We start from the raw sequence: 12,971 nt of genomic DNA on the forward strand, positions 1-12,971 counted from the left end.
CTCAGCCGTCGTCGGTCAGGTCGAGCAGGGGCAGGTCGGCCGCCGTCACGAGGCGCGACGCCACGGCGTACTCGACGAGGCGCGCGCGGCGGTTCGTCGCGAGCGCGCCGGGCCCGCCGCGCAGGCCCTTGACGCCGATCCGGTCGAGCTTGTCGCACACGTTGTCGAGCTTGCGGTTGAAGCGCGTCGTCGCCCAGCCGAGCCGGGCCGCCGCCGCGGCGGACGACGGGATCTCCGACAGGCCCGTGCCGTCGCGCCGCAGCATCGGCTCGGCGAGCGCCACGATGAGCTGCTTCTGGCTCGTCGTGAACGTGATCATGCCGATCGTCGTCGCGCCGCCCGCCTCCGGGTCCTCCGAGCGGATCTCCTGGTAGGGCGCGCCGCGCAGCTGCGCGGTGATCTCGTACGTCGTCGGCCCCGCGGTGAACACGATCGACGTCGTCGGGAAGACGATCGGCAGGCGGTTGCCCGGGGAGAGCCACGACTGGACGCCGCCGCCGGAGTCGCACACCGTCGCGGAGATGAGCGACCCCACGTTGGCGAGCCACCAGATGCCGCCCTCGTGCGCGATGCGCAGGAAGCGCCGGTGCAGGTACGGGTTGTCCTCGATCGCGAGGTCCCCGTCGCGCCCGATGTCGAACGGGTCGCCGTCGGTGGACGGGCGGAACCACTCGCCGCAGAACTCGACCGCCAGCTCGCTCATGCCGCCTCCCCCGTGACGCACGCCTTCTGCGGCGAGGCCGAGACCTTGCCGTCCCGGTCGACGATGACCTCGACGCAGACCTGCTCGCCGGGCTTGGCCCGGAGCTCGACCGACGTCTTGTCGAAGTTCTCCTTGAACGGCGTCTCCTCGATCGGGTCGATCTTGCGCCACCAGAAGGAGTCGTCCTCGAGCGCCTTGTCCGAGTCGTAGGCCCACGTGAACGTCGCGACCTCGCGCGCCGGGTCGTAGGTGCCGACGAGGTCGTTCACCGGGGGCACGAGGTCGCCGAGGTTGTCGGACGGGACGAAGTCGTCGTCGGGCGCGGCCGAGCTCTCGCCGCCCGCGGTGGTCTCCGTGTCGTCCGGCGTCGCGTCGGGCCGCAGGAGGAAGAAGCCCCCGACGGCGACCGCGACGCCGACGACGCCCGCGACCGTCGCCCAGAGCGCACCGCGGCCGGAGCGCTGCTCCTGCGGGGACGCGTCGTCGGGCGCCTGGTCCGGCCCGGCGGTCCGGTGCACGGTGTCCTCGACGGGCGGGGTCCCCCAGCCACCGGGACGCCGCGGGCCGGGGTACAGCCGCGAGGGGTCCGTGAGCTCCGCGACGGGCGCGCCGCCCTGCCCGACGGCGGTCGTCGGCACCGTGCCGGACGTTCCCGCCGAGGGCCCCTGGTCCCACGCGGCGGGCGCGTACGGCACCTGGGGGCGGTACGGCGCCGGCTGCCCGGGCGCGGTGCCCGGGGCGACGGTCTGCCCGGGCCACGCACCGGGCGGGGCGGTGTGCAGCGGGGTCGTCGGCTGCGTCGGGCGGCCGGGTGCCACGGGCCCCGCGGACGTCCCGGTCCCGGACGGGTCGATCGAGACGACCTGGCGCAGGCGCGTCCCGGCGTCGTCGTCCGGCTCCTCCTCCTGGACGTGGCCCGAGTCGTCGAGCAGGTCGATCGGCGTCACCGCGTACGACAGCTCGTTCTGGACCTGCTGGAGTGCGCGCGCGAACGCGAGGACCGTCGGGTAGCGCGACGCCGGGTTCTTCGCCATCGCCGTCGCGAGCACGCGCTCGAGCGAGGCCGGGACGTCGGTGCGGCCCGTGGGCGGCAGGGGCGAGCCCTCGATGCGCGAGATGAGGTTCGCGCTCGAGTTCGACCCGCCGGGCACCTCGAACGGCGTGCGCCCGGCGAGCAGCGTGTACGTCGTCGCGGCGAGCGCCCAGACGTCCGTCGCGATGCCGCTGCGCGGGGGCTCCGCGAACGACTCCGGCGGCGACCACGGGATGGACATGCCCTCGGCGCGCGCCGCGTCGTCGACCGTGGACGAGATGCCGAAGTCCGTGAGCGCGGGGTGCCCGTACTCGGTGACGAGGATGTTCGCGGGCTTGATGTCGCGGTGCAGGATCCCGGCGCGGTGCGCCGTCTCGACGGCACCGGCGATCTGGACGGCCGTGCGCAGCGCCTCGGCGACGGGGAGCCGCTCGGTGCGGTAGCGCGCGCCGAGGTTGGGCCGCGAGCAGTACTCCATCGCGAGGTACGGGCGGCCGTCGTCCGCGATGTCCGCCTCGTACATCGTGACGATCGACGGGTGCGTCGAGAGCGTCGCCATGAGGTCGGCCTCGGCGTCGAACGCCGCGCGCTGCGAGTGGCTCGACCACTCGTGCAGCAGCACCTTCACCGCGACGCGGCGGCGCGGGCGCTGCTGCTGGTACAGGAAGACGTCCGAGAACCCGCCCGAACCGATGAGCGAGACGTACTCGAAGCCGCGGATCTCCGGTGGAGGGGACGGTGCGCGCTTGCTGCTCACCGGATCCCCTCGAAGCGCAGGGTCACGCCGTCGCCCAGGTCGGCGACGTCGCCGTCCACCACGAGGACCGGCTCGGACGGGTGCAGGCGCCGCGGCGGCTGGCCGCCGCGCAGGAGCGTGGTCCCGTTCGTCGTCGCCATGTCGCTCACGAGCACGTGCCAGCCCTCGAGCGTGATCTCCAGGTGCGAGCGCGAGATGTCCTGCTGCGGGCTCGGCACCGTGACGAGGCGCGGGAGCTCCGCGGCCTGCGTGCGCGGCGAGCGCGGGCGACGGCCCACGACGACGGGCCGGTCGAGCTCGAGCGTCTGCCCCGTGGAGACCACGACCCGGCCGAGCGGCGGGCGCACGGCGAGCTCGGCGTCGCCGTCGAGCGGCGCGTCGCACACGGCGCACGTGTCGCGCGACGGCGGGTTCGCGTGCCCCTCGGGGCACGTGCGCGCGAGGATCTGCTGCTGCCCCGGTGCGGGCGGCGGGCTGAAGGACGGGACCGGGGGCGGCACGGGCGCGTCCTCGACCGCCGGCTCCTGGGCCGCCGCGCGCAGGTCCGCGATCGCCGACGACAGCACGGTGTGGCCGTCGTGGTCGAGCCCGGCGACGGGCGCGGGCTCGTCGTCGGGCGTGACGGTCGCCGCCCGGTGCGCGGCGGCGGGCGTGGCGCCCGTCCACTCGCGCGGGACGCCCGCGATGAGGCCGTCCGGCGCGGGCGGCGGGGCGGGCACGGGCGCCTCGTCCGCCGGCGGGGCGGGGACGGCCGGGACGGGCGGCGCGGGCGGCACCGTGGCCGACGGCGTCGGCTCGTCGGCCTCGTCCGTCTCCTCGTCCTCCGCGGACCGGACCGCGGCGTCCTCGACCGTCCGCAGGATGGTGGAGCCCCACAGGTGGGCGTAGTCGTCGTCCTCCTCCGGGGGCGCCTCGGAGACCGGCGCGGCCGGCTCGACGACGGGCGGCGGCTCGACGGCGTCGGGCTGCGGCGCGATCGTCTCCTCCGGGAGCCGGAGCGTCGCCCCGAGCCCGCCGAGGACCGTCGTCGCCGACGGCACCGCGGACGCCTCGGCGAGCGTCGCGGTCTCCGCGGCGGCGTGGCTCGCACCCGGACCGGGCTGCGAGGCCTGGTCCTCGCGGGCGCTCGCCTCCGAGGTGACGAGCCGGTCGTCGTCCGGCCCGGGGTCGGAGCCGAGGTCCTCGCCGCCCGCGACGGGCAGCTCGGGGCGCTCGGGGCGCTCGACGAGCGGCCACGCGACCGCGGACGCGAGCACCACGCCCGACTCGAGCGGCACGGAGAGCGCATCCCCGAGGAGCGGCCCGCCGGGCGGTGCGGGCTCGACGGGCACCACGCCCGCGTCGGCCCGGACGAGCAGCTCGACGACGTCGTCGAGGACCCGCTCCGACCAGGTGGTGACGCCCTCGCCCTCGACCTGGACGCGGTCGCCGCCGTCGAGCTCGAGCGTGACGGAGAGGCGGCCGCGCGCGGCCACGTGGACGCGGCGGCCGGTGACGACCGCGACGACGAACGGTGGCACGGTGCGCAGGCTCGAGCCGAACGCGCCCGTGAGGACCTGGAGGACCTCGACGACGCCCGCGTCGGTGCCGAGCTGGTCCCACACCTGCTCGACGAGCGAGGGCTCCACCGGTGCGGGCAGCACGACGACCGCGCCGCCGCGCACCACGGTGCGTGCCGTTCCGGTGACGTAGCGCAGCGTCACGTCAGACCCCCGATCTGCAGACGAACATCCCTGGGCAGCGTGTCCTCGTCGACGACCGGACCCGGCGCCGCCACCTGGTCCCGCGGCGTCGTGCTCCCGCCGCTCGTGTCGTCGGACACGCCCGTCGCGTCGACGACGACGACTGTGATGTTATCCCGGCCACCGGCCGCGATGGCCTCGTGGACCAGCCGCTCGGCGGCGCCCTGCGGGTCCGGCGTGGCGAGCAGGACCTCGGCGATCCGCTCGTCGGACAGCTCGCCGGTGAGGCCGTCGGAGCAGACGAGCACGCGGTCGTGCCGCTCGATGGGCAGGTACCAGAAGTCGGCCTGCGGGGCGTTGCGCGAGCCGAGCGCACGCGTGACGACGTGGCGCCGCGGGTGCGTGAGCGCCTCGGTCGGGGTGAGGAGACCGGCGTCGACCATCTCCTGCACCTCGGAGTGGTCGACGCTCACCTGCTCCAGGCGGCCGCCCGCCAGGTGGTAGGTGCGCGAGTCGCCGACGTTGACGACGAGCCAGTACGGGTTGCCGTCCTGCTCGGAGACGACGACGCCCGTGACGGTCGTGCCGGCGCCGCGCCCCGGCTCGGTGACGATCGCCTGCACGTTCTCCTGCGCGACCGCGATCCGGGTCCGCACCTCCTCGGGCGTGACGACCTCGAGGTCGGCGAGCGGGCGCAGGGCCTCGACGGCCGTCGCGCTCGCGACCTCCCCCGCCTCGTGCCCGCCCATGCCGTCGGCGACGAAGAAGACGGAGCGCGCGGCGAGGAAGCGGTCCTCGTTGAGGAGGCGGCGGGCGCCGCGGTGCGACGCCGCGCCCCAGGCCAGGTGCACCTCGGCGGGCTGGTCGGTGGTCACGAGACTCCCGGGTGGACGACGAGGCGACGGTCGCCCACGTGGATGGTCGCGCCGACGGGGACGCGCACGCGCGTCCCCGGCTCGGCGACGCGGGGCGGGGCTCCGGGCACCGACACGACGGTGCCGTTCGTCGAGCCGCGGTCGGTGAGCCACAGGCCGCTCGGGTCGACGCGCAGCTCGGCGTGCGTCTTGGAGACGGAGCGCGTCGGGTCGTCGAGGGCGACGAGGGTCCACGGGCCGTCGTCGGGCGCCTGGGGGTTGCGGCCCACGAGGGTCGGGCGGTCGACGGTGCGCCGCTCCCCCGACTCGAGCTCGAGGACGACGGCCACGTCGGGCGCGGGGTCCATCGCGCGCACGTCGCGCGCGGACATCCGGGTGCTGTCCCACTCGGGCTCGGCGGCCTCGGGGCCCGCCGCCGGGGTGGCGGACCGCGCAGCAGCCGGGGCGGGCGTCGGCACGGGCGTGGGCGCCGGCACCGCGGCCGGCGGGGGCGCGGCGGGCGGCGGGGCGGACGCTCCGCTCCCGACGCCGGGGACGCCCGTGATGAGACCGCCCTCGGTGGGTGCGGGCGCGGGCGTGGACGGGAAGGCCCAGGGGTCCGGCACGGGCGCGGCCGGCACCGCCCCGGACGCCTCGCCCGGGCGGGCCGGCGAGGCGGGAGACGGCGGCGGCGCGAACGACGCGGCGGGGGTCGCGGCCGACGGGGCGGGCGGGCGCCCGGCGTCGGGCGCCGGGTACGACGCCGGGTGGCCGCCCGGGGCGGCGGGGTACGCGCCGGGGGCGGCCGGGGCGCCGTACCCCCCGGCGGGGCCGCCCGCCACGAGCGAGGCGACGCCGTCGTACCCCGAGGACGTGGGGGCGACGCCGCGCACGTCGAGCACGAGCGACCGGCCCGCCTTGTCGTGCCAGCCCTGCGACCGGCCGGAGGAGTCGAAGCGCGGGCTGAGCAGCACGACGAGGATCCCGCCCAGCGGCACGACGCCCACGATGATCCAGCGCAGCGCCGCGCGCCCGAACCCGACCGGCCCGCGCGTGCCCGCGTCCACCGTCCGGATGCCGGTCGCGAGGTTGCCGAGCGTCTTGCCCGTCGATCCCTCCCAGAACCAGACGCCGACCCACCACGCGAGCGCGAGCACCGCGGCCACGACGTAGACCACGAGGATCTTGCCGAGCAGCGCGGCGGCCTCGTCCTGGGTCACCGTCTGCACGCTGCCGAGCGGCGCGCCCACGACCGCGAGACCCGCCACGAGGACGACGAGCGCGACGACGGCCGGCACGGCCGCGTCGACGAGGTACGCGAGGAAGCGGCGGCCGGTCCCGGCGAAGGGCGCGGCGGCGAGGGACGACGGCGACGCCCCGGCCGAGACCGGGACGAAGGCCTTCTGCGTCGCCGCGTAGACCTCGGGCTCGGTCGTCGTGTCCGGCGCCGAGTGCGCGACGGCGGCGTACGGCAGGTCCGGCCCGCCACGGCCCGCGACGGCCTGGACGCCGCCGACCGGCCCGGCCGACGGCGCGGCGACGGGCCGACCCGTCCGCGGGAACGGCTGACCGCACACCGCGCAGAACGCGGCCCCCGGGGACTGCGCGGACCCGCAGGCGGGGCACGTCACGTCGCTCATGACTCGTCTCCCTGTCGTCTCGACGGCCCCGACGACGACCCTGCCGCCGGGGGCACGGCTCCACCCCGCGCACCGGCGCGGCGGCCGGGCAGCCACCGGCGCAGGCCCGCGGAACCGGCGCCCGCACGCACGGACCGCAGCGAGAGCGCGGCGCGCACCCGCGCGCGACGGTTCACGGAGGAGCGTAGCCCTCCGACGACGGAGTCGACGTCCGCCCAGAACGCCTCGATCTCCTGCTCCGTCGGCTCCCCGGTGCCGAAGACGGTCGCGTCGGCGCGGTGCGCGAGCGGGATCGTCGCCGTCGCGCCGTACGCCTGCGCGAGCAGCCCGGCGCCCTCGCGGCGCGTCGAGCCGGCGGGGACGGGCGTGCCGAGGTCGGTCGCGGCGTCGAGCACCTCGCGCCAGCCGCCGCTCACGCGGTCGGCCGGCCGCTCCGCGGTGCGGCGCCGGGCCCGGCGTCGCGCCTTGTACGCGAGCACGAGCACGACGGGGAGCGCGAGCAGCGCGAGCGGCACGACCACGGCGACGCCGATGAGGACGGCCTGCCCCCAGTCGAACCCGTCGCTGTCGGCCTTCTCCTTCTCCTCGTCGTCGATCTTCCCGGCCTCGGCCTCGGCGGGCTCCTCCGGCGGCTCCGGGTCCTCGAGGATCGGGGGCTTGGGCACCTGGAGGCTCTTCGGCTCCGGCTGGATCTTGTTGTCCTCGTCCGGGATCGCGGTGATCGGCACCCAGCCGTAGCCGACGAACGGCACCTCGGCCCACGCGTGCACGTCGGTCCCGGTCGCCGTGTACGGCTCGCCCGGCTCGAGCGGGTTCTTGTCCAGGTCGGGGTAGAAGCCCATGACGACGCGCGCCGGGATGCCGGCCTGGTTGGCCATGAGCGCGAGCGCGACGGCGAACTGCTCGTCGTCGCCCACCATCTCCTCGTCGGCGAGCAGCGTGTCGATCCGCTCCGCCGAGTGGCCCGGTCGCGACGGCGGCTGCGTGTCCAGCCCGCTCGAGAAGATGCCGCTCGCGACGAGGCCGTCGCGCAGCGCGTAGAGCTGGTCGACGGGCTCGGTCTCCTCGCCCATGAACTGCGCGGCCTTGCCCGCGAGCGACGCGGGCAGCACGCCCTTCGGCGGCGTGGGGACCTGCACCGACTGGTCGATCGCCCCGGCGCGCAGGTCGTCCTCGGTGGGCTCGGCCGTGACGAGCGCGTCGAGCGTGTAGGTGTCGCCCGGGCGCAGCCCGGCGGTCGACAGCGCCGTGCCGGTCGTGCCGTTGTAGTACGTCGTGTCGGCGAGCTCGCGCGCCCGCTCGCCGGTGTAGGTGATGCCCGCGAGCTGGCCGACGTCCGGCACCCACACCCCGGTGTAGTCGCCGACCTGGACGTCGAGGCGCGTCGGCGTGCCGGGCGCGACCGTCGCGATCTCCTGGCCCGCGCGCGTGTAGACGCCCGAGCCGGGCAGCCCGCTCGAGACGTCGTAGACGACGCCGTTGTAGGTGTCGAGCGCGGCGAGGCGGACCTTCGCGCCCGGGGGCAGGCCCCGGACGGTGAACAGCTCGTCCTCGCGCATGTCCTTCGCGTACTTGCGGAACGCCGTGAGCGGGCTGACGTACTGGTGCAGGTCGAGCGGCGGGACGACCGTCTCGCGCAGGACGGTGCGCGGGTCGTCGGGCAGGAGCGCGGGGGCCGCGAACGCCGCCGCGACGCCCCCGACGACGAGCATCGCCGCGCCCGTACGCACGCGGTGCCACCACAGGCGCCGGGTCGCGGCGCGGCTCGCCTCCGTCGTGATCTGGTGCGCGCCGAGCCGCGCGGCGGTGACGCGCCACCCCGCCCAGAGCAGGCCGACGCCGCCGAGCACGAGGCCCTGTGCGACCGGGTACGCCGCGATGACGGTCCCGAGCAGGATGACCGCCACGAACGCGACGGCCACGGGCACGAGCGCCCACGCAGCACGACGCGCGCGCCACGCGATCGTGCCCGCGAGGAGACCCGTGACGAGCATGAGCAGGTAGGGGACGACCGCGAGGTGCGGGAACGAGTGCAGCGGCGGGACCGTCGTGACGAACTCCTTCCAGCCCGTCACCGCCCCCCGCGCGAGGTCGGCGATCGTCGTGAGCGACGGGAGCACGCCGCCGATGGCGTCGGCGGGCAGGGCGAGCAGACCGCCCAGGAGGAGGTACGCGAGGACCGCGACCGGGAGCACGGTGTAGGCCGCCCAGCGCCGCCAGGCGCCGAGCCACGCGACCGCGAGACCGACGACGGCGCCCCCCGCCGCGGGGAGCAGGTAGCCCGAGGAGCCCCACACGGGGCCGAACCCGACGACCGTGGCACCGAGGACGAGGACGAGCGCGAGCGCGTCGACGGCGCCGAGCGCCGTGAGGGCGCGCGGCGTGTCGGCGCCGCGCAACCGGGTCGTGTTCCGCTGCGACGTGCCGGACGAGGGCGCCGGCGTGCCGACCGGCGTGGCGCGGCGCGAGCCGCGCGTCGTGGTGCTGGGCGCGCTCATCAGTCGTTCAGCCTCCGCAGGGCGAGGGGGAGCTCGCCGAGCTCGCCGATGGTGAGGACGACGAGCTCCGCGATCGCGTGCCGGCTGAGGGACGCGCCGGGCACGCACTGGATCGCCATGACGCGCACGTCCTGCGGCAGGCGCGCCGACGCCGCACGGAGCTCCGTCGGGGTCACCCGGCTCCCGACGATGAACGCCACGACGGACGCGTCGGTGATCGTCAGGCCCGCGACGCGTGCGACGTCGACGAGCGACGTGCGCTGCGACTGCGTCTCCACGCGCGCGAGGTCGTCGAGCAGCCGCGTGCGGTGGTCGCCGCGCAGGGTGCCGTCGTTGACGAGGACCGTGACGCCGCGGTCCTCCTTGATCGCCTGGAGCCCGAGGGACCCGCACGCGCTCACGGCGAGCTCGAACTCGTCGTCGTGCGCGTAGTCCTCGGCCCGCGTCGAGAGCAGCACCGCGAGGTGCGAGCGCCGCGTCTCCTCGAACTGGCGCACCATGAGCTGGCCCGTGCGGGCCGTCGTCTTCCAGTGGATGTGGCGGCGGTCGTCGCCGGGCACGTAGTCGCGCAGCGCGTGGAACGACACGTCGGAGTTCGAGATGTCGGTGGTCACGCGGCCCTCGAGGTCCTTGAGGAACCCGGTCGACGAGCCGGACAGGTTCTTGACCCGCGGGTGGACGAAGAGCTCCTCGGGCTCGGTCCACACGACCTCGCGCCGCAGGAGCCCGAGCGGGTCGGCCCGCACGGAGCGCACCGGGCCGACGGAGATGACCGACCGCCGGTGGGTCGGCACGGTGAAGATCTCCTCGTGGCTCCCCTGCGGGCGCAGGCGCGGCACGGGGAACGTCGCCATGCCCTGCCCCACGGGCAGCTCCATGACCGACGGGAGCAGCGGGCGGGCGGAGTCGTTGCGGACGTCGAGCCGGCCCACCGCGCGGTCCCCCACCGTCACGCGCTGCTGCGCGAGGTCGAGCACGACGGCGTACCGGAAGCGCCCGAGGACGAACGCGACGGCCGCGAGCAGCGCGACCGTGAGCAGGACCGCCACGACGAGCAGCTCGAGCCACGACAGCGCGAGCCCCGCCCACCAGGCCGCGACCGTGACGACGAGCGCCGCCCAGCCGAACGGGCTGACGGCGGACGTCACGGGCCGGACCGTCCGCGCGGCGGGCGCGAGCGCACGCCCGACCGGCGCGGTGACCCGCGCGAGGGGTGCGGCCAGGGGGCGGAGCAGCCCGGCGAGGGCGGACCCCGCGCGGGGTGCGCCCGGGCGGCCGCCGCTGGCGGTGCGGCCGGAGCGGGCGCTGGGGCGCCCGCTGGTCGGGCCGGGGGTGGCGTTCATGGCATGAGCTCTCGGTCGGTGCGGGCCGTCGGTCCGCCGGCGGCGGGACGGCGTGCGGCCGGCGTGCGGGACGCCGGTCGTGTCAGGCGCTGCGGCGCTCCTGCGGCGCCGCGACGTCGGCGAGCAGGCGGCCGAGCACGGCCTCGTTCGTCGCGCCCGCGAACTCGGCCTCGGGGTCGAGCACGAGGCGGTGCGCCCACGTCGGCTGCGCCAGCTCCTTGACGTCGTCCGGCAGGACGTAGTTGCGCCCGTGCGCGGCGGCCCACACCTTCGCGCAGCGCACGAGGGCGAGCGCACCACGGACGGAGACGCCGACGCGCACCTCGGGCGCGTTGCGCGTCTCCTCGGCGAGCCGGGAGACGTACTCGAGCACCGCGCCGTCGACGTGCACCCGCGCACCGAGCTCGGCCATCTCCGTGACGGCCTGCGTCGTGATGAGCGGCTGGAGCGTCTTGCTCCGGTCGCGGACGGACGCGCCCGAGAGGATCTCGACCGTCGAGGCGTGGTCCGGGTAGCCGATCGACGCCTTCATGAGGAAGCGGTCGAGCTGCGCCTCGGGCAGGCGGTACGTCCCGGCCTGCTCGATGGGGTTCTGCGTCGCGATGACCATGAACGGGCGGCCGACGTCGTGGCCGACGCCGTCGACCGTGACCCGGCCCTCCTCCATGACCTCGAGGAGCGCGGACTGCGTCTTGGGCGAGGCGCGGTTGATCTCGTCCGCGAGGACGATGGACGCGAAGATCGGGCCCTGGTGGAACTCGAACTTCCCCGTCTTCTGGTCGTAGATCGTCACGCCCGTGACGTCGGACGGCAGGAGGTCCGGGGTGAACTGGATGCGGTTGTTCGTGCCCTGGACGCTCGCGGCGAGGGCGCGCGCGAGCGAGGTCTTGCCGGTGCCGGGCGCGTCCTCGAGGAGGATGTGGCCCTCGGAGAGCATGCACGTCAGGGTCAGGCGCACGACGTGCGCCTTGCCCAGGACGGCCTGGCCCACGTTGCCGACGAGGCGGTCGAAGGTCTGAGCGAACCAGGTGGCCTGCTCGGGGGTCATGGTGGTCATTCGTCGCTTCCGTTCGCTGTGCTGTCCGAGGTGGGGCGGCGCGGGCCGCGCTAGTACCACGTCATGGTGTTCGTGCTCCCGATGGTCGTCTCGATGCGCGCCGAGCCGCCCGGCTGGCCGTAGACGCACTGCTGGCCGCCGGAGTAGTTCCCGTTGCCGTCGGTCCGCAGGGCGCGGCCCTGGGCGTCGCGGCTGTAGTTGCCGGACCCGATCTGCGACCCGCCGCCGTAGCACGTCACCCGGAACGCGGTGTTGGCCGGGCCGTCCTTGATGGTGAGGTAGAGCTCGGCGCACGACGAGTGGGTGCAGTATCCCGGCCAGTTGCCGTCGGGGAGCTTGTGGTTGCTCCCCTTGCTCACCGTGAGGACGGGCTCGGGCTTCTTGTCGGACGTCGCCGACCTGCACGTCTCCTTCGCGGCGCCCTCCGTCGGGGTGACCCGGACGCAGATCTCGCGCGTCTCGGAGTAGCCGACCGAGAGGCTCCCGGAGCCTTCCTTCTGGGTGGACTGGACCGCGCCGCGCACCTGCACGGAGTACCCGCGCCCGTTGCCCGCGGTCGACCAGCTGTACGTGATCGAGCGGTCGCCGCCGTTCATCGACACGACCGGCGCCGGGATGGGCCCGTAGGGCGACTCCTCGTTCGCCGTCGCCGCAGCGCCCGGCTCGCGCGCGCCGTCGACACCCGCGACCGCGCGCACCTTGATCGAGTACGGCTTGCCGTTCGACAGCCCGCCGACGACCTTGTTCGCGCCGAGCGTCTGCCAGCCGCCGCCGGCGTCGTACTGGTAGGTGATCTCGTCGGCCCGCACGCCGTTGCCCGACGCCGCGCCGAACGACAGCTGGATCTCGCCGTTCGTGCCGTTCGCGTCGGCGCTGAGGTTCGACACCGCGCCCGGCTTCGCGAACGCGCGCACCGGGTCCGACGCGGGCGAGAACTCGGCGTCGCCGAGCTTGTCCGTCGCCTTGTTGTGCGCGCGCACCCGGAACGCGTAGCCCGTCGTGTCCGCCGGGACGCCGACCGTCGCGGACGTCGCGCCGCCGGCGGCGGTCGAGGTCTGCACGACGCTCCCGCCCCGCAGCGCCTCGATCGTGTACCGCGTGATCGGGGCGCCGTTGCCGTCCGGGGCGCCCCACGAGACCTGCATCTGCGACGTGTCGCCGATCGACGTGCGCTGCACCGCCGGCTTCGCGGGCGCCGCCGGCTTGCCCGCGGGCGTCTCGGCCGCCGAGTAGTCGCCCCAGTCCGAGGGGTCGGGGGCGAGGTTCACGGCCTGGGCACGCACCTTGTAGGCGACGCCGTTCTGCAGGCCGTCCCACGTCACCGACGTCCCGGTCAGGGCCGTCTTCTGCACGGAGCCGCCCGGCGGCGCGGGCGAGATCTCGAGGTTGACGGCCTGGATCGGG

At 75.7% G+C, this 12,971-nt stretch carries 9 protein-coding genes; all 9 read right to left on the reverse strand.

Annotated features, from left to right (window positions below):
• Position 1 precedes the first annotated feature (1 nt).
• Positions 2-703 carry a hypothetical protein gene (locus ACPCUX_RS02915; protein WP_043654136.1) on the reverse strand — a complete coding sequence of 234 codons (702 nt, stop codon included), beginning with the start codon at positions 701-703 and terminating at the stop codon, positions 2-4.
• The gene (locus tag ACPCUX_RS02920; RefSeq protein WP_061268517.1) at positions 700-2,493 is read right to left on the reverse strand and encodes a serine/threonine-protein kinase; all 1,794 of its coding nucleotides are present in this window, start codon (positions 2,491-2,493) and stop codon (positions 700-702) included. The genes ACPCUX_RS02915 and ACPCUX_RS02920 overlap by 4 nt, the downstream gene beginning before the upstream one ends.
• The gene (locus ACPCUX_RS02925; protein WP_423388130.1) at positions 2,490-4,196 is read right to left on the reverse strand and encodes an FHA domain-containing protein; all 1,707 of its coding nucleotides are present in this window, start codon (positions 4,194-4,196) and stop codon (positions 2,490-2,492) included. Before ACPCUX_RS02925 ends, ACPCUX_RS02920 begins: the two co-directional genes overlap by 4 nt.
• Positions 4,193-5,050 (reverse strand): PP2C family protein-serine/threonine phosphatase, encoded by an 858-nt coding sequence (locus ACPCUX_RS02930; RefSeq protein ID WP_043660484.1) that lies wholly within the window; start codon positions 5,048-5,050, stop codon positions 4,193-4,195. The genes ACPCUX_RS02925 and ACPCUX_RS02930 overlap by 4 nt, the downstream gene beginning before the upstream one ends.
• Positions 5,047-6,669: an RDD family protein gene (locus ACPCUX_RS02935; RefSeq protein WP_423388131.1), complete on the reverse strand. Its 1,623-nt coding sequence runs from the start codon at positions 6,667-6,669 to the stop codon at positions 5,047-5,049. The genes ACPCUX_RS02930 and ACPCUX_RS02935 overlap by 4 nt, the downstream gene beginning before the upstream one ends.
• Entirely contained in the window at positions 6,666-9,167 is a 2,502-nt protein-coding gene (locus ACPCUX_RS02940; RefSeq protein ID WP_423388132.1) for a transglutaminase-like domain-containing protein, read from the reverse strand. The genes ACPCUX_RS02935 and ACPCUX_RS02940 overlap by 4 nt, the downstream gene beginning before the upstream one ends.
• A complete protein-coding gene (locus tag ACPCUX_RS02945) occupies positions 9,167-10,510 on the reverse strand; it encodes a DUF58 domain-containing protein (protein WP_255180629.1) in 1,344 nt (447 codons plus the stop codon). The genes ACPCUX_RS02940 and ACPCUX_RS02945 overlap by 1 nt, the downstream gene beginning before the upstream one ends.
• Positions 10,511-10,592: 82 nt before the next feature.
• Positions 10,593-11,567, reverse strand: coding sequence for an AAA family ATPase (locus tag ACPCUX_RS02950; protein ID WP_043659321.1), 975 nt, complete (start codon positions 11,565-11,567; stop codon positions 10,593-10,595).
• Between the two features lie 50 nt (positions 11,568-11,617).
• On the reverse strand, positions 11,618-12,971 hold a 1,354-nt coding region (locus tag ACPCUX_RS02955), incomplete at its 5' end, for a fibronectin type III domain-containing protein (protein ID WP_423388133.1).

Origin of the sequence: Cellulosimicrobium sp. AB352 (genome assembly GCF_049538415.1) — a bacterium.
GTDB classification, from domain to species: Bacteria; Actinomycetota; Actinomycetes; order Actinomycetales; family Cellulomonadaceae; genus Cellulosimicrobium; species Cellulosimicrobium funkei.